Source organism: Pauljensenia sp. UMB1177 (assembly GCF_030217965.1).
GTDB classification, from domain to species: Bacteria; Actinomycetota; Actinomycetes; order Actinomycetales; family Actinomycetaceae; genus Pauljensenia; species Pauljensenia turicensis_A.
On record NZ_JASOOV010000003.1, the window covers coordinates 1 to 17,657 of the forward strand.

The following is a 17,657-nucleotide window of genomic DNA, read 5'->3' on the forward strand; positions in this document are numbered from 1 at the left end:
GCCAGGATCAAACTCTCCGAACAAAAACATATCCAGAAAAAACCAACCACCAAAACGCGGCCAGCCAATCCCAACAATAAAAACAAACTCAAAAACAAAAAACAGGCATAAAAACAAACACACTATCGAGTTCACAAACAACACCCACACACCCCAAAACAGCCACAAAAAACCGCAACCATCAAAAACAGGGAGGAAGCAACCACGCCACAATCACAAACCCAAAACCACAAACAGGCCCAAAAGCTTGCAACCACTCGGCGCAACAACAGAAACAATACCCACCCCCCACCACACCGTCAAATCAGCGCAAGCTTCAATTCCTACCTCTTGCACACCAGCAGATTCGCAGTATTTCGCCGAAAAGTGGCTCTGAGCAGCAAGGAAACACTAAAATTGTGATCTGTCAGCGTTTTACAGACCACAAAACTAGACCGTGATTGCGACTCAGATCTCCGTAGCAAACGCCGACTGTCACACGGCGCCTACACGTCGCCACATACATGCGATTGCGTACGTACACGGCGACCAATACATCTAAGAACACCACGCAGCACAGCACCAATATCGAGATGCAATGACCTGTTAGAAACGCACTGCGGGGCGGAAACGTAGTGTTTCCGCCCCGCAGGTGAGTCCAATCAGGAAATCACTGCGATTCCCATACGGACGCTTCAGTCGTCGAATTCGATGACAGCAAGGTTGCGACGCCCCTTACGGATCAGCAGTCGATGACCAGCCAGAACATCGTCAGCCGTGAACACAGCTTCCGCGTCCTCAAACTTGACGTTGTTCAGGTACGCACCACCGGAAGCAATCGTGCGACGTGCGGCGCCTCGTCCCTTTTCCAAACCGGTTTCAACCAACGCGTCAACCATCGTTGCCTCACCGAGCTTCACAGTTGCGCGAGGAAGATCCGACGTAGCAGAAGCCAAGGTATCCGCATCGATTGCGCGCAGATCTCCACCGCCCCAAAGGGCGTTGGTTGCACCAAGAACACGCTCAAACTCTTCTTCACCGTGAACAAGCTTCGTCACCTCAGCCGCCAGGGCCTTCTGGGCTGCGCGCGCATGAGGACGCTCTGCAACCTCAACCTCAAGCTCTTCTATGCGAGCACGGTCAAGGAAGGTGAAGATCTTCAGGAAGCGAACAACATCGGCGTCCTCAACCTGCAGCCAGAACTGGTAGAAGGCGTACGGGCTCATCATCGTCGGATCGAGCCAAATCGCACCGCCCTCGGACTTACCGAATTTCGTACCATCAGCCTTCGTAATAATCGGAGTCGTCAGCACGTGCGACACCTCGCCGTCAACCTTACGAATCAGATCAACGCCACCGATCATATTGCCCCACTGATCGTTACCGCCGGTCTCAAGAGTGGCACCGTAACGACGATGCAGTTCAAGGAAATCGTTCGCCTGCAGGATCTGATAGGAGAACTCCGTGTAGGAAATGCCCTCATCCGATGCCAGACGACGCGCAACAATGTCCTTACCGAGCATCGTGCCAACGCGGAAGTACTTACCGATACCGCGGAGCAGATCAATGGCGCTCAGTTCCTCAGTCCAGTCGAGGTTGTTCACCATCGTCGCCGCGGCCGGTCCTTCAAAATCGAGAAAACGCGAGATCTGGTTGCGCAGATTGTCTGCCCAACCGCGAACGACCTCGGTCGGCTGCAGCTGGCGCTCCCCCGATTGACGCGGATCGCCAATCTGACCGGTTGCCCCACCGACAAGTGCGAGTGGCTTATGACCAGCCAGCTGCAGGTGACGCATCAGAAGAATTTGAACAAGGTGTCCGTGGTGCAGAGAAGCTGCGGTCGGGTCGAAGCCACAATAAAAGGTGACCGGCCCGGCGTTCAGGTGCTCGCGAAGAGCATCAATGTCGGTGTGCTGGGCGATGAGACCCCTCCACTGGAGGTCATCCAGAATGTCGGTCACTTTAAATTCCTTCCATTTCGGCTCGAAGTAGCCGAGGCTATCTTAGCGGGTTGGGGTGGACGCCCACTCACGGCATCCAGCAATACGGACAGCAAGTGCTTGTCGTTGTTCCTCAACGCGAACAGGAGCAGTTCCCCCCTTCCCCAGTCGCGCGGATACAGATCCTGCGACGTTCAGGACTTCGCGGACATCCGGGGTCAGAAGCGACGAGGCCGAGGTCAATTCTTCATCGCTGAGATCAGCAAGCTCGACGCCACGTCGCTCTGCCATCTTGACGCAAGCTCCAGAGATTTCGTGCGCGCTACGGAAAGGTACTCCCCTACGCACAAGCCACTCTGCAATGTCCGTGGCAAGCGAGAATCCCTGAGGTGCGAGCTCCGCCATGCGCTCCAAGTTAAGGGTCATCGTTTCAACCATTCCCGAAACAGCGGGCAGCAAAACATCGAGCGTATCCAGCTGATCGAAGACAGGTTCTTTGTCTTCTTGAAGATCGCGATCGTATGCCAGCGGGATGCCCTTGAGCACCGTCAATAGGCTCATCAGATCACCGATCAGGCGACCGGCTTTACCGCGAGCGAGTTCAGCCACATCGGGATTCTTCTTCTGAGGCATGATCGATGATCCTGTTGAGAAGGAATCATCAAGAGTCACGTAGTCGAATTCCTTGGTGTTCCACATGATGATTTCTTCGCTGAGGCGAGAGATATCAACGCCGATCATCGCAAGGATAAAAGAGCACTCCGCAACGATGTCACGCGACGCGGTTCCATCGATCGAATTATCCACCGAATCATCAAAGCCGAGCTGACGAGCAACAGCCTGCGGATCCATGCCGAGAGTATTACCTGCCAGAGCGCCCGAGCCATAGGGAGAAATCGCGGCACGCTTATCCCAATCGGCAAAACGTTCAACGTCGCGAATCAGAGGCCATGCGTGTGCCATCAGATGATGCGCCACCAAAACGGGTTGTGCGTGTTGCATATGAGTACGCCCCGGCATAACAGCGTCACCAGCACGTGCAGCCTGCGACAAAATCGCGTCCACAACATCCAGGACGCGGCTCGCAATATGGCGCGTCTCGTCACGCAGGTACATGCGAATCAGTGTTGCAATCTGATCATTACGCGAACGCCCCGCACGCAACTTTCCGCCAAGCTCACTACCCGCGCGCTCAAGCAAACCACGCTCGAGTGCCGTATGGACATCCTCATCGTCCGGCGATGGAACAAACGCACCCGACGCAACATCGGCATCCAATTGCGCCAACGCGGCATGCATCGCGTCGATTTCATCAGCGCTTAAGAGGCCAGCCTCGTACAGCGCGTCAGCGTGGGCATGAGAACCAGCAATGTCCACATGCGCGAGACGCCAATCGAAATGGGTAGAAACTGAAAGGGCTGCGAGCGCCTGCGCAGGACCACCGGAAAAACGGCCACCCCACAAAGCAGTCGGTGTTGTTGTCTCTTGCGAAGTCACGGGTTCATCATTCCTTGCCCTCGCGACAAACTCCAATTCGCGAGACGTTTAAAGGGACCATATTTTGCAAACAGTGAAGCAAAAGGTTGTTTTTTCGCCACCCACGCTGCCAAGATGACAAAAAGAATCCAGTTGCCTTCAAACAAAAGACGGGATTCAACCGTCGACTGAATAATCAATGCTGAAGCAATCATTGCTGGCATTACAACCCTGCGGGATTCATCGATATGGCGCACAGCGTAAATGAACGTGCCAAAGAATACTGTCGCAACGGCGACGCTCAGAATTGAGACTCCGATAATGCCTGTCTGGAAAAGGGCCTCGATAAACGAGTTGTGAGCCTGAGTTGTCGGAGTTCCATCACCGCGACGAATGAAATTCGAAAAAACAGGCACATCACCTTGATAGCCAATGGTGAAGCCCCATCCGAGAATCGGATGTTGGCTCCACATGGGGAGAAGCGCCTTCCAGATGTCACCACGACCTGAAAAATCCGGGGAACGACCAAGGAAATCAGTGATCGCCAAACGGTTAAACAGTGCGATCACCGCTCCTGTCAGAGTCAGCGAGACGATCAAAGAAATCAGGGCGGGACGATGAGGACGCGTCACCGACTTCACCAAACCGAAGGACATTGCGATCGCCATACAGATGATGACCGCGACGGTGACCGTTCCTGAACGCGTCAGAGCAATTGTCACAATCGAAATGATCAGCCAGATAATCGTTGACGTCGTGTTTTTATACGTTGACATCCATTTGACAAGCAAACAGAGAATCAACAGCAACGCAATAAACGCAAGCGGATTCCGATTACCGGGGAAGCCTTGAATAGGGCCACCATTAAAAAGATCTCCATAAACCCAATAGGACATATCGGGCACGGATTCCCCAGCGCGGATCATTGGAATCGGAGCCAAGCGCTGTTTCCAGATAAGAGCGGTGAACAGCTCAAGAGCGTAGGAAACAATCAGAATGACCTTGAACGAAACGATGAGAAGATTCGCTGTTTCCGTAAACGTGTAACAGGCAGAAATCGCCAAACCTGTAAGAGACACGCCGATTGTCACGACGGCAAACATCGCAGAATAATGCGGATATTGCGACCATGCGACCGATAAAGCGCACCACATGACGAACAGCAGTGTGGCAAGTGGATACGCAACCCGTGTGAAACGAATCTGATTGAGATGCATCAGATACGCCAAAGCAACAAATAATGCCACCATGACAACCGAAGACCCGTAGAAGCCAACGATATTACGTACGCCTTGGCCTGCGAAGCCTAGAAAGAAGATTGCAATGGTGACGATATCTAAGGCTCGACGCTCAGGCGTCGTCTTCGCCCCATACCTGCGTAGAAACTCAACCGATTCTTTCATCGTGACCACTCTAGCGAAAGAACGTGCCACGCCCCGGTGTCCATTGGGCACACTTAGATAAAGAAAACACGTGTGCCCAAGGAAATCAGCCTTGGGCACACGTGCATATCAGTGTTTGTTTGACCAAACGAACGTCTGCTCAGTATCCCTGCGAGTTACCCAGACGGACGTCACGAGCAGCCGCAAGCTTCGACTGCAGACCGTAGATATCAATGAATCCACGCGACGAAGACTGATCGAAGCTATCGCCAGTCTCGTAGGTTGCCAGGTTGAAGTCATACAGTGAAGCCTCGGAACTCCGTCCATTCACAGTTGCACGGCCACCGTGCAGGACCATACGAATATCACCGGTCACATACTGCTGAGTATCTTCAATGAACGCATCCATGGACTTCTTCAACGGTGAGTACCACTGGGCTTCATAGACCAATTCACCCCACATCTGCTCAAGACCACGCTTGTAGCGGCGCTGCACGCGTTCGAGGGTGATGGATTCCAGCCCCTGGTGTGCTTCGATCAAAGCGAGAGCACCGGGAGCCTCGTAAATCTCACGTGACTTGATGCCAACCAGACGATCTTCGACCATGTCAATACGACCGATGCCTTGAGCGCCTGCACGGCGGTTCAGCTCTTGGATTGCTTCAAGCGGGGTGACTGCGCGACCGTCAATGGCTACCGGGATGCCCTTTTCGAAGGAAATGACGACCTCATCCGGAAGCGGCGGGTAAGTCGGATCATCGGTGTAAACGTAGACGTCCTTGGTCGGCGCGTTCCACAGGTCTTCAAGGAAGCCAGTTTCGATTGCTCGACCCCACACGTTCTGGTCGATCGAGAACGGGTTATGCTTCGTCGTTTCGATCGGCAGGTGGTGCTTCTCGGCGTATTCGATAGCAACGTCACGCGTCAGCGCAAGGTCACGAACCGGCGAGATGCAGTCCATGTCGGGGGCCATCGACGTAATCGAAACCTCGAAACGTACCTGGTCGTTCCCCTTGCCGGTGCAACCGTGAGCAACAGTGTGTGCGCCAAATTCGCGCGCAGCTTTCACCAGGTGCTTGGCGATCACGGGACGGGACAGAGCTGAAACCAGCGGGTACTTACCTTCATAGAGGGCATTCGCCTTCAGTGCCGGCATGCAGTATTCGTTGGCGAACTCGTCGCGAGCATCTGCAACGTAGGCTTCCACCGCACCGCAGTCGAGCGCGCGCTGGCGGATGACCTCGAGGTCTTCGCCACCCTGCCCCACGTCAACTGCAACCGCAACGACCTCGCGACCGGTCTGTTCGCCGATCCAACCAATAGCAACGGAGGTGTCCAAACCACCCGAGTATGCGAGGACAACGCGGTCCTTGTGCTCTGCCATGTTGTATTCCTTCTCCGATGAAAGTGTGAGAGTGGAGTGAATAAGAAAAGTGTGGGCTCAGTGAGCGGAAGATCCGGGCTCAGCAAGATCCATCAGATACGATTGGGTCTGCTGCGCATCTTCAGAAGATCGACAAATCACAAGGATTGTGTCATCGCCCGCGATTGTTCCCGCAACCGCATCAAGACGAACAGCATCGATAGCTGAGGCCAAGAGATTGGCTGCTCCAACCGTTGTCCTGAGCACCAGCTGATGGTCAACAAGGATTGAGGTAACGAGGATCGACTGGCACCATTTCTGCAAGCGTTCGTGTCCAGCTTCGCCTTCGTGGGTTGCTCCCCCGTCAATATCGGGAACGGAGTAGATGCGAGTGCCGTCAGCCACACGAATCTTTGTCGCACGCATATCGACAAGGTCACGCGACAGAGTTGCCTGAGTAACGTCAATACCTTGCTCACGCAACAGATCGCGAAGATCCTTTTGCGAACCGATTGATCCGCTAGCAAGAATTGAACGAATTGCTTCACGTCGCGCAGCGGGCGTTTGTGTGCTTCGATCTCCCATATGCATGATTATACGTAACTATGTATAAATTGCACAATGGCGCGAGGCACCCAAAATCAGCGCTGTTCGAGATCCTTCAGAATCGAATCAGTCCACTCGTTGATCTCATCCCAGTCGCGGAAATCGCCTTCCACAACACCGGCAAGACGTGCAACTGAGCGTTCACGCAACGAAAGCAACGATGGGGTGTAGCGACCAGCAAAAGAATGAAGATCAATAGCACTGACGCGAGTCAGAAGCGGACCGATACGAGTCGGATCCTGAGGGGCATGCTTCGGAACACCATTCATACCAACTGAGAATGCCCACACGGGCTTGTTTTCAAGCTGGGCGCTAAAACGATCCATGAAATCGTGCGCTCCATCCATCCACTGCAGGATATAAACAGCCGAACCGCAAATCACAGCGTCATAAGCGTCAACAGAAGTAACATCCTCCGGCGCGATGCGATCAGCCGTGTGACCGGCATCTTCGAGTCGCCTCGCAATCGCGTCGGCAACTTCGTTCGTTGAACCATGCTTTGAAGAAGCAGTGACAAGGATATGCATAGCTATAAGTGTGGCAGAAAGCCGGGCTGGAGTCGCGCTGACATCTCGTACTGAGTCAAGATACACAAGGCGCGGACTCCAGCCCGGCTGTTCTATCGGTCATCGTGCCCCGTCAGGAGCCTCGTTAACTAAGAGCGCAACTGTGCTCCCAGCACCTTGCCCGCCTTCGCGACGACACTTTCGCGAACCTCACGAACTTCGTCGGCACTCAGCGTGCGATCCGGCGCACGCAACTTCAGAGCGAACGCCAGCGAGCGAACGTCAGCGCCAAGTGTCTCGGATTCGAAAATGTCGAACAGCGTCACTTCTTCAAGCAACGCTCCCCCGCCCTGGCGAACAACCTGCTCGACGCGAGCAACAGGGATCGACTTCGACACAACAAGAGCGATGTCTTCCTTCGCAATCGGGTAAGTCGAGACGGGCTTCACCTGCGTCGGCTCACCGCTCATCGCCTCAATCAGAGCAGACAGATCAACCTCTGCGGCGCACGAACGGGCCGGCAAGCCAAACGACTTGCACACGCCGGGGTGAAGTTCGCCAGCCATCGCGATATCAATCAAATCGCGACCACGGCGGACGAATACGCGAGCAACACGACCCGGATGCCACGGAGCAACATCAGCCGGATCCGATGCAGGTTCAGGCATCAGCGGACCGGGCACCTTCTTGTAGTCGGCATCCCACGCGCGAGTGACCTCAATGCGAACGCCCAGAAGAGACGCAATATTCTCGACCGTCTCAAGAGCATCCGACCATGCGAACATGCGAGCAGGCTCGACAACCGGCGAAGCCGAGGCACGACCGGCAAGGACAACACCCACATGCCACGGCTGAGCAGGAGTGCCAGCACGCAGTCCAGCAAGTTCCTCATCAGTCGGGCGCTGTTCAGCGCTCAGAAGATCGGCAGGAACTGTGCCTGCAGGGCGAACAACAAGTCCGGTTTCAAACAGCGCCACGCGGTCGCTACCGCGTGCAACGTTGCGTCCGGCAGCGTCGAGCAAGGTATCAATGATCGAGGTGCGCAACAGGGGTGCATCATCCGCAAGCGGGTTACGAAGCTTCAGAGCCTGACGACGTTCATCGCCCTGAGCGAGACGCTGACGATCGAAGGAATCCGAAACGAACGGATAGCTGAGAACCTCAACCAAACCAGAAGCTGCAAGCGACGCAGAAACGTGACGACGCGCCTGCTGCGCATCAGTCAAACCAGCACCGGCAGGAGCCGACGGCAGAATCGACGGAATAGTGTCGAAACCGTCAAGACGTGCAATTTCCTCAACCAGGTGGGCAGAACCGGTCAGGTCGGGACGCCACGTCGGAACGGTCACGTTGAAGATTCCGTCTTCGATTTCGTCGAGCGTGCAACCAATTTCAGTGAGAAGCTCCTCAACGCGTTCCTTCGAGTAGTCGACGCCGATCAAGCGGGCGGCATCGGTGTACGGGAAACGAATTGACGAGGCCGGCGCGACTTCGTTGAAGTCGGACACTGCTGCATCTGCCGTTCCCCCGCCGTACTCAACCAGCAGGTCAACAGCTCGTTGAGCTGCGACAGGAGCAAGCTGGGGATCAGTGCCACGTTCGAAGCGCTTCGACGCTTCAGACGGCAGGTGGTGACGACGTGCGGTACGGGCGACCGACACCGCATCAAAGTGAGCGGCTTCGAGGAGGATATCCGTCGTGGAATGCTCGACCTCTGAATACTGACCACCCATAACACCGGCCATGCCGATGATGCGTGATCCTTCACCGTTCGGAGAATCTGTGATCAGCAGGTCTTGCGGATCCAGTTGCCGATCGACCTCATCCAGCGTTGTCAGACGCTCACCGGCGCGTGCGCGACGGACAACGATCGGAGCTTCAAGAGCATTCAGGTCGTAGGCGTGCATTGGCTGCCCAAGGTCGAGCATCACGTAGTTGGTGATGTCAACGGCCAAGGAGAGGCTACGCATTCCTGCTGCTTCGAGACGCTCGACCATCCAACGCGGGCTGGGAGCCGAAGGGTTCACGCCACGAACAATGCGGGTGACAAAACGGTCCGCACCGGGCTTACCGTGGATCGGCGCGTCGTCTGCGATACGCACCTCGAATCCGTCAGCGGTTGCCTCGGGCACCGAAGCAACACAGTTTCCAACCAGACCGGGATCCGTGAACTTCGCACCCGTCGAGTGCGCGAATTCGCGTGCGACACCGCGCATTGAGAAGCAGTAACCGCGGTCGGGGGTCACGTTGATCTCAAGAGTCTCTTCGCCCAAGCCAAGGAAACCGAGCAGATCAGAACCCGGAGCAGGGATCTCACGGTCTGGGAAATACTTCGGCAACACGATGATGCCATCGTGATCGTTACCCAGTCCCAGTTCACGGGCAGAGCAAATCATGCCATCGGAAATGTGACCGTAGGTCTTACGCGCTGCAATCGCGAAATCGCCGGGAAGAACTGCACCGGGCAGGGAAACAACAACGAGGTCACCCTCAACGAAGTTGTGAGCACCGCAAATGATGCCACGGCTTGGCAGATCCGAAGGTTCCTTACCGGCACCCGGCTGGTCGTTGTACTGACCAACGTCGACGCGACAGTAATTGACAGTCTTGCCGTTGGAGGCAGTTTCCTTCACCAGGGTCAGAACCTTGCCAACAACCAGCGGACCGGTGACCTTTGCGGGGTGGATTGCTTCTTCTTCCAGACCAACCTTCACCAGCGCTGCTGCGAGCTGCGCGGCATCAAGATCAGCAGGGACCTCGACGTGATCGGCGAGCCAAGAAATCGGAACCATTGGCATGTCAGTGTCCCTTTCCAATCAAACCGAACTGCTGGCTGAAACGAACGTCGCCTTCAACGATGTCGTGCATGTCAGCAATTCCGTGCCGGAGCATGAGGGTGCGTTCAATACCCATACCGAATGCGAAACCGGTGTAGACCTCCGGATCGATTCCGTTTGCTCTGAGAACGTTGGGGTTCACCATGCCGCAACCACCGACTTCAATCCAGCCGGCGCCACCCTTCTTCTGTGGGAACCAAATATCAAGTTCGGCGCTGGGCTCAGTGAAAGGAAAGAACGACGGGCGCAGGCGCGCCTTCGCTTCAGGACCAAACATTGCCTGAGCAAAGTGATTGAGCACGCCCTTCAGGTGCGCCATGGTCAGGCCCTTATCAACGGCCAAACCTTCGACCTGGTGAAAAACCGGGGTGTGCGTCGCGTCAAGAGCGTCAGAACGGAACACCTTGCCCGGGCATGCGACGTACAGAGGGACACCGCGGTCAAGCATGGCACGCGACTGCACCGGCGACGTGTGAGTACGCATCACGAGGTGCCCATCATCGGCGTTCTGGCCACCAGCAGAAGTGCCGTCAACGTAGAACGTGTCCTGCATCTGACGAGCCGGGTGGTCGATGTCGAAGTTCAGGGAGTCGAAGTTAAACCATTCGTGTTCAACTTCGGGGCCTTCAGCGATAGCCCAGCCCATGGATGTAAACACATCTTCGATCTCTTCAATCAGAGTCTCGATCGGGTGACGCGCACCCGTCACCGTGCGATGCCCACCGGCAGTCACATCGACGGATTCTTCGCGAAGAACACGTGCCTCGTTCTCAGCTTCAAGCACCTCTTGACGGACGGCGAGAGCCTTCGAAATCTGGCCGCGAGCACCACCGAGATTCTTACCTGCAGTGCCACGGTCTGCGGGTTTGAGGGAACCGATGATGCGGTTGGCTACGACCAGCGGGGCGTTGTCGCCAAGGATCGCTTGCTTTGTGGCTTTGAGTTCTTCGAGTGAAGATGCGGCTTCAATATCTGAAAGTGCAGCTGTGACGAGGGCGTCGACGGCTGCACTATCCAGTGGATTGAGGTCAGGGGCTTCCTGGGCCATGTCCTGTTTCCTCCAATTAGGTCTCGTTTTGAACGCACTATATGCCCTGCCATGATAGTCCGAGCCCGCAAGATACTACGTTGTCGTCCACATGGGGTCACTCACGCTGGGTTCATATCTTCGTTGTCTGCACAGTCAGCAGTCATAAAGGAGCCTCGTCGCCTGGCCATCTGCCCGAGGTGAGCGAAAGGACTAGTCTTAAAGGTATGACTCATATATCTGATTTAGCCAAGCGTGCGCCACTTGGAACCTTGAAACCGGGAACTATCTCCCCTGTTCGTTTAGTCCCGTCTCATATTGATCGTCCTGAATACATGTTCCATGAGGGTCCGGAGCGCGTGACTGCGTCGGATATTAAGGACGTGTCGACGATCGAGCGTATTCGTCACGCGGGCCGTATTGCTGCTCAGGCTCTGGAGGCCGTGGGCAAGAGCGTCGCACCGGGCGTGACGACCGACGAACTCGACCGTATTGGCCACGAGTTCCTCATTGACAACAATGCCTACCCGTCATGCTTGGGGTACATGGGTTTCCCGAAGTCTCTGTGCACGTCGATCAACGAGGTCATCTGCCACGGCATTCCCGACGATCGCCCGTTGGAAGAAGGCGACATCGTGAACGTTGATATCACCGCCTATGTTGATGGTGTTCACGGTGATACCTGCGCGATGTTCGAGGTTGGCAAGGTCGACGAGGAATCGCACCTTCTGATTGAACGCACGCATGAAGCGATGATGCGTGGCATTAAGGCTGTTGGTCCGGGTCGTGAAATCAACGTGATCGGTCGTGTCATTGAACGTTATGCGAAGCGTTTCGACTACGGCGTGATCCGCGATTACACGGGGCACGGTGTGGGCGAGGCCTTCCACTCCGGTCTGATTGTTCCTCACTACGATGCTGCACCCGCGTATTCGACGATGATGGAGCCCGGTATGGTCTTCACGATCGAGCCGATGTTGACCCTTGGTGGCATTGATTGGGAGCAGTGGGACGATGACTGGACCGTTGTGACCGCTGACCGTTCACGTACTGCTCAGTTTGAGCACACCATCGTTGTCACCGAAGACGGTGCGGAGATTTTGACTCTTCCGTGAGTCTGAGGCTGGCACATTTTTGCTGATCGACGAGGTCGCGCGGACGTAACTGTTCGCGCGACCTTGTTGCTCGGCGCTACGGTACGATATCAACTGAGTCGAACAATGACGTTTCGGAAGGGATCATTCGCACAATGACGACCGTTGGATGTGGAATCGATATTGGTGGATCTGGCGTGAAAGCAGCCCTGGTCGACCTGGAGACTGGTGAGTTCATCGGCGAACGTATTCGCATTGAAACGCCCAAGCCTGCAACCCCTGATGCAGTTGCTGATGTTTGTCGTCAGCTTCTTGAAGGTCTTGAGGTTGCCTCCGATATTCCTGTCGGAATTACCTTCCCAGCTCCAGTGATTCACGGCGTTATTCCTTTTATGGCGAATCTGGATGATTCGTGGGTTGGTGTGAATGTCATTGACCTGATGGAAAAGCACCTTGGTCGCAAGGTTGTTCCACTCAACGACGCTGATGCTGCTGGTCTGGCAGAGGTCGTTTACGGTGCTGCGAAGGATGTCCCGGGTCTGGTCATTGTCACGACGCTCGGTACAGGAATCGGTTCGGCTCTGATCATGGACGGCAAGCTCGTCCCCAACTCTGAGCTCGGCCACCTTGAGATCGACGGCCACGACGCCGAGACCCGCGCCTCGTCCGGTCAGAAGACACTTCAGGATCTGTCGTGGAAGAAGTGGGCGAAGCGCCTTCAGAAGTACTACAGCCACGTTGAAATGTTGTTCAGCCCCGACCTGTTCGTGGTCGGCGGTGGCGTGTCGAAGAACCACGCGAAGTTCATGCCGTTGCTTGATCTAAAGACGAAGATGCTCCCGGCTGAGCTTCGTAATACCGCCGGCATCGTCGGTGCAGCGTGGTACGCGGCATCCGGGCCTCGTGAATAATTCACTCGCAAAATCTTGAAGGCGACTACCAACTTGGTAGCGCACCGTGCCCCCCACTCGTCTTACCGCGCATGTTTTTAGTCACGCTGAGCGAGGCCCCGCAACACGTACTGCAAGATGCCACCGTGTCGATAGTAGTCAGCCTCACCGGGCGTATCGATACGCAGGCGCGCATCGAAGGTAACGGAGGTACCGTCTTCGCGTAGGGCCTCGACCGTCAGAGCCTGCGGGGTTATACCCTCATTCAAAGCGGTGACACCGTGGATTGAGAAGACCTCATCACCGGTCAATCCCAGCGAGTCACGCGTCTGTCCTTCGGGGAACTGCAAGGGCAAGACACCCATGCCGATCAGGTTCGAGCGATGAATGCGTTCAAAGGATTCAGCGATCACGGCCTTCACGCCGAGCAAGGAGGTTCCCTTTGCTGCCCAGTCACGAGACGAACCGGAACCGTATTCCTTGCCACCGAGGACAACGAGGGGGGTGCCCTGGGCGAGATAGTCGACGCTGGCGTCATACACGGTTGAAACCGGTGCACCCGGGTGAGCAAAGTTCTTCGTGAAACCGCCTTCAACACCGGGAAGCATCTCGTTACGAATACGGATATTCGCGAACGTACCGCGGATCATGACCTCATGGTTGCCTCGGCGAGAACCGTAGGAGTTGAAGTCCTTGCGCTCGACTCCGTGGCTCATCAGGTACTGCCCCGCGGGGGTTTCCGGCTTGAAAGCGCCAGCCGGCGAAATGTGGTCGGTTGTCACCGAGTCGCCGAGCTTCAGCAGAACGCGAGCACCTTCGATATCCGAGACTGGAGCAGGCTCCAAGCCCATGCCCTCGAAATAGGGGGGCTTACGCACGTAGGTGGATTCTCCGTTCCATGCGAATACATGGCCTTCGGGGGTGTTCAGAGAGCGCCAACGTTCATCGCCAGCGAAGACATCCGCGTAGCCGTTTTCGAACATGGAGCGGTCGATCGACGCGTCGGTTGTCTTCTGTACTTCGTCGGCGTCCGGCCAGATATCACGCAAATACACTTCAGAACCATCTGCGGGGTCGATTCCCAACGGATCATTCTCGAAGTCGAAGTCCATCGTGCCAGCCAACGCGTAGGCGATGACAAGTGGGGGGGACGCCAGGTAATTCATCTTCACGTCGGGGTTGATGCGACCTTCGAAGTTACGGTTGCCCGACAGAACCGACACGACAGCGAGGTCGTTGTCGTTCACCGCTGCAGAAACCTCGGGAGTCAGCGGGCCAGAGTTACCGATACAGGTGGCGCACCCATAGCCAACCAGGTTGAAGCCCAGAGCATTGAGGTCGTCCCAGAGGCCTGCCTTCTCATAGTAGTCGGTGACAACCTTGGAACCGGGTGCCAGGGAAGTCTTCACCCACGGCTTCGACGTCAGACCACGCTTCACAGCGTTACGTGCCAGCAGACCGGCCGCCAACATGACCGATGGGTTCGACGTATTCGTGCACGAAGTGATCGACGCGATCACCACATCACCGTGGTTCAGGCGAGTCTTCGTCCCATCGGCCAGCATCAACTCAACATCCTCACGCGGACCGTCCGGCGCATAGGTGCCGATCGTCTTCTCGAACATATCTTTCGAGTTCGACAGCTCGATACGGTCCTGCGGGCGCTTCGGGCCTGCAATCGACGGAACAACCGTCGACAGATCGAGTTCAAGGTATTCGGAATAGCGGGCTTCGCGTGAAGGATCGTGCCAGAGACCCTGCTTCTTCGCGTATGCCTCAACGAGGGCAATCGATTCTTCGCTCCGACCCGTCAGGCGCAGGTAGTCAAGCGTGACCTCGTCGATTGGGAAGATGGCGGCGGTGGAGCCGAACTCCGGCGACATGTTGCCGATCGTTGCGCGGTTCGCGAGCGGAACTGCGCCCACGCCACTGCCGTAGAACTCAACGAACTTGCCGACGACTCCGTGTGCGCGCAGCATCTGCGTAATCGTGAGCACGACGTCGGTGGCGGTTGCGCCAGCGGGGATTTTACCCTTCAGCTTGAAGCCAACAACGCGCGGGATCAGCATCGAAACGGGCTGGCCAAGCATGGCGGCTTCGGCTTCAATACCACCGACGCCCCAGCCGAGCACACCGAGACCGTTGACCATCGTGGTGTGCGAGTCAGTGCCGACGCAAGTGTCGGGGTAGGCCATCTTCGAACCGTCGGCTTCATCCTTGACGAAAACCGTGCGGGCGAGGTGCTCAATGTTGACCTGGTGAACGATGCCGGTTGACGGCGGGACAACGCGGAAGTTATCGAATGCGCCCTGCCCCCAGCGGAGGAACTGGTAGCGTTCCTGGTTGCGTTCGTATTCACGTTCAACATTGCGTTCGAATGCGATCGAGGTGCCGGCAACGTCAATCTGAACGGAGTGGTCGATGACCATTTCAGCGGGGGCCAGTGGGTTAATCAGAGTCGGGTCGCCACCGAGGTCAGCAACTGCTTCACGCATCGTTGCGAGGTCCACGATGCAGGGAACGCCGGTGAAATCCTGCATGATGACGCGCGCAGGGGTGAACTGGATTTCGGTGTCAGGCTCACCGTCCGGATCCCACGATGCGAGCGCTTTGATGTGCTCAGCGGTGATGTTTGCTCCGTCTTCGGTGCGCAACAGGTTTTCCGCAAGAACCTTCAGTGAGTACGGAAGTTTGTCGAGGCCATCGACCGCGTCAAGCGAGTAAATCGTGTAGTCCTGAGAATCAACGCTCAGGGTGGTTTGTGCTCCGAATGAGTTCACGGATGCCATGACCTCTCCTCCACTGTTGCGCACACACTTAAGTATCTTGATATCAAGATTACTTGCTGACGTGGTGTCCGCAAGTAGAAATAGGACAGATTCGTTGAATTCAGACTTTTCGGTGAATTCTCGGCTTCCCTCAGGTGGTGCAGGAGGCCCTCACACAACACTCGCCTCAGAAATCAACAACATCGGTGTACTAAAAACCCGCGGATGTTGGTTCTCAGTGAACAAAAAGACACAAAAGATGCCAGCAATTCATGCGAGCCAATCATTTTTCCATCCGCACCATGTCTACCACCGGTCAGACGTGAAACCGCATTGATGAAAGGTTGAGATGAGCGCATAGCCCATGCGCTCGTAGAAACGAAACGATGACTCGCCCAGATGAGGATCGCGCTAGGCAGTATCCTCGTCCGCATGCGTAGCGCTGATCCACAATAGCAGGCGGTGGCTAGCGGCCATCGCGAACAGCAAAAGCATGAGGTAGTAAGGGAATAACGCGACAGAAAAATGGTTCGCAATCAACCCAAAAAACGGTGGCATGGCGAGGGTGCCCGCATAGGCGGTTGCCATCTGGACGCCGATAATCGCCTGCGATTTGTCCGCTCCGAAGCGCGCAGGTGTTGCGTGGATGATGCTCGGATACACCGGAGCACACCCCAAGCCAATCACCACAAGCCCCATCAACGCGATGATGTTATGGCCTGGGATCACCGTGGTGGCGATACCGATGACAATCAAGGCTTCACCACCAATAATCATCTGATCGTCGCTGAATCGAATGGTCAGGAAACCACTGAGTGCCCGCCCCACCGTAAGACCAACGAAGAATGCCGCTGCGTACGAAGCGGCGTCTTCAGCAGATACTCCACGGTGAAGGTTCAGGTAGCTGGCAGCCCAGAGTCCAGCTGTAGCTTCGATCGCGCAGTAGCAGAAGAATGTGAGCATAACTGCTTTTGCACCACGGATGCGAAGAATCTGCGCCAGGGTCAAAGGGGTACGAGGCCGCGCTTGACGATCATCAGCATCCGCCTGATGTGTGGGCGCGGAGTTGGCGTCACTCACACCGGTATTGACAGGTGTTTTCTTCCATAGGGGAAGACTGATAAAGAGCAACGTCGCCAACCCGATTTGCATCAGGCCAATGATTCGATAGCCACCAGCCCAACCAACATGCCCGGTGAGCGCGTACCCCATGATGTACGGGCCAAGGCTGGCGCCTACGCCCCACATGCAGTGCAACCAGCTCATATGTCGCGACTTGTAATGAAGAGCGACGAAGTTGTTCAGCGATGCGTCAACGCTACCCGCGCCCAAACCGTAAGGAATCGCCCAAAGACAAAGCTCAAGGAATGACGTTGAGAAGGAGAAGCCGAGAAGGGCAACAGCGGTCATCGCGACGCTCGTTGCTGTCACCTTGCCGGTGCCAAAACGCAGGGTCAGGCGATCGGAGTTCAGGGAGGAGACGATGGTGCCCGCTGCAATCAGCATCGAAATGATGCCTGCGTACGAAACAGGGACATCAATCTGCGGATAGATCGACGGCCACGCCGCACCTAACAGCGAGTCTGGCAGACCCAAGCTGATGAAGGCGACGTAAATGACTGCAAGCAAGAGTTGCATGAAGCTCCATATATCGTTTGACAGGCGCGTGAAGCTCTAGTGTATGCTTCCGACGCCTCGGCGAGTGACTGGTCGCAGTTCAAAAAAGATGGGGTTCGTCAGCGACACGCAGAAGATGACTCTTCATTCAACGAGCTCTAATAATGAGTTC

12 protein-coding genes are annotated in these 17,657 nt (G+C 55.9%); 2 read left to right on the forward strand and 10 right to left on the reverse strand.

Annotated features, from left to right (window positions below):
• Nucleotides 1-674 precede the first annotated feature (674 nt).
• The 8 genes from tyrS to pheS form a co-directional block, all read right to left on the reverse strand.
• Nucleotides 675-1,940 carry a tyrosine--tRNA ligase gene (tyrS, locus tag QP442_RS04750; protein ID WP_006681555.1) on the reverse strand — a complete coding sequence of 422 codons (1,266 nt, stop codon included), beginning with the start codon at nt 1,938-1,940 and terminating at the stop codon, nt 675-677.
• A gap of 42 nt (nt 1,941-1,982) precedes the next feature.
• Entirely contained in the window at nt 1,983-3,416 is a 1,434-nt protein-coding gene (gene argH, locus QP442_RS04755; RefSeq protein WP_006681556.1) for an argininosuccinate lyase, read from the reverse strand.
• The gene (locus QP442_RS04760; RefSeq protein WP_285067758.1) at nt 3,413-4,798 is read right to left on the reverse strand and encodes an O-antigen ligase family protein; all 1,386 of its coding nucleotides are present in this window, start codon (nt 4,796-4,798) and stop codon (nt 3,413-3,415) included. Before QP442_RS04760 ends, argH begins: the two co-directional genes overlap by 4 nt.
• A gap of 139 nt (nt 4,799-4,937) precedes the next feature.
• On the reverse strand, nt 4,938-6,161 hold the full coding sequence (locus QP442_RS04765) for an argininosuccinate synthase (RefSeq protein ID WP_103633622.1): 1,224 nt from the start codon (nt 6,159-6,161) through the stop codon (nt 4,938-4,940).
• 57 nt (nt 6,162-6,218) lie between these two features.
• Nucleotides 6,219-6,731, reverse strand: a complete 513-nt coding sequence (locus QP442_RS04770) for an arginine repressor (protein WP_006681559.1) — start codon at nt 6,729-6,731, stop codon at nt 6,219-6,221.
• Nucleotides 6,732-6,781: 50 nt separating this feature from the next.
• Nucleotides 6,782-7,273 carry a flavodoxin domain-containing protein gene (locus tag QP442_RS04775; protein WP_103633645.1) on the reverse strand — a complete coding sequence of 164 codons (492 nt, stop codon included), beginning with the start codon at nt 7,271-7,273 and terminating at the stop codon, nt 6,782-6,784.
• 128 nt (nt 7,274-7,401) lie between these two features.
• Complete coding sequence (gene pheT / locus QP442_RS04780; protein WP_103633621.1) at nt 7,402-10,050, reverse strand: phenylalanine--tRNA ligase subunit beta; 2,649 nt, start codon at nt 10,048-10,050, stop codon at nt 7,402-7,404.
• Between the two features lies 1 nt (nt 10,051).
• Nucleotides 10,052-11,137: a phenylalanine--tRNA ligase subunit alpha gene (pheS, locus tag QP442_RS04785; protein ID WP_103633620.1), complete on the reverse strand. Its 1,086-nt coding sequence runs from the start codon at nt 11,135-11,137 to the stop codon at nt 10,052-10,054.
• Nucleotides 11,138-11,343: 206 nt separating this feature from the next.
• Between pheS and map the strand changes: the two genes are divergently transcribed.
• The gene (gene map, locus QP442_RS04790) at nt 11,344-12,231 is read left to right on the forward strand and encodes a type I methionyl aminopeptidase (protein ID WP_103633644.1); all 888 of its coding nucleotides are present in this window, start codon (nt 11,344-11,346) and stop codon (nt 12,229-12,231) included.
• A 134-nt stretch (nt 12,232-12,365) separates the two neighbouring features.
• Nucleotides 12,366-13,121 carry a polyphosphate--glucose phosphotransferase gene (ppgK, locus tag QP442_RS04795; RefSeq protein ID WP_181002189.1) on the forward strand — a complete coding sequence of 252 codons (756 nt, stop codon included), beginning with the start codon at nt 12,366-12,368 and terminating at the stop codon, nt 13,119-13,121.
• A 77-nt stretch (nt 13,122-13,198) separates the two neighbouring features.
• Here ppgK and acnA read toward each other — a convergent pair whose 3' ends face one another.
• Together acnA and QP442_RS04805 are read right to left on the reverse strand one after the other, a co-directional pair.
• Nucleotides 13,199-15,889 (reverse strand): aconitate hydratase AcnA, encoded by a 2,691-nt coding sequence (gene acnA / locus QP442_RS04800; RefSeq protein ID WP_103633618.1) that lies wholly within the window; start codon nt 15,887-15,889, stop codon nt 13,199-13,201.
• A gap of 390 nt (nt 15,890-16,279) precedes the next feature.
• Complete coding sequence (locus QP442_RS04805) at nt 16,280-17,506, reverse strand: MFS transporter (RefSeq protein WP_006681566.1); 1,227 nt, start codon at nt 17,504-17,506, stop codon at nt 16,280-16,282.
• Between the last annotated feature and the right edge of the window lie 151 nt (nt 17,507-17,657).

What these genes read in the sequence shown, in the direction of transcription:
- QP442_RS04760 (WP_285067758.1), bottom strand. Translation starts at nt 4,798, where the DNA reads ATGAAAGAATCGGTTGAGTTTCTACGCAGGTATGGGGCGAAGACGACG.
- QP442_RS04765 (WP_103633622.1), bottom strand. Translation starts at nt 6,161, where the DNA reads ATGGCAGAGCACAAGGACCGCGTTGTCCTCGCATACTCGGGTGGTTTG.
- QP442_RS04770 (WP_006681559.1), bottom strand. Translation starts at nt 6,731, where the DNA reads ATGCATATGGGAGATCGAAGCACACAAACGCCCGCTGCGCGACGTGAA.
- QP442_RS04775 (WP_103633645.1), bottom strand. Translation starts at nt 7,273, where the DNA reads ATGCATATCCTTGTCACTGCTTCTTCAAAGCATGGTTCAACGAACGAA.
- pheT (WP_103633621.1), bottom strand. Translation starts at nt 10,050, where the DNA reads ATGCCAATGGTTCCGATTTCTTGGCTCGCCGATCACGTCGAGGTCCCT.
- pheS (WP_103633620.1), bottom strand. Translation starts at nt 11,137, where the DNA reads ATGGCCCAGGAAGCCCCTGACCTCAATCCACTGGATAGTGCAGCCGTC.
- map (WP_103633644.1), top strand. Translation starts at nt 11,344, where the DNA reads ATGACTCATATATCTGATTTAGCCAAGCGTGCGCCACTTGGAACCTTG.
- ppgK (WP_181002189.1), top strand. Translation starts at nt 12,366, where the DNA reads ATGACGACCGTTGGATGTGGAATCGATATTGGTGGATCTGGCGTGAAA.
- acnA (WP_103633618.1), bottom strand. Translation starts at nt 15,889, where the DNA reads ATGGCATCCGTGAACTCATTCGGAGCACAAACCACCCTGAGCGTTGAT.
- QP442_RS04805 (WP_006681566.1), bottom strand. Translation starts at nt 17,506, where the DNA reads ATGCAACTCTTGCTTGCAGTCATTTACGTCGCCTTCATCAGCTTGGGT.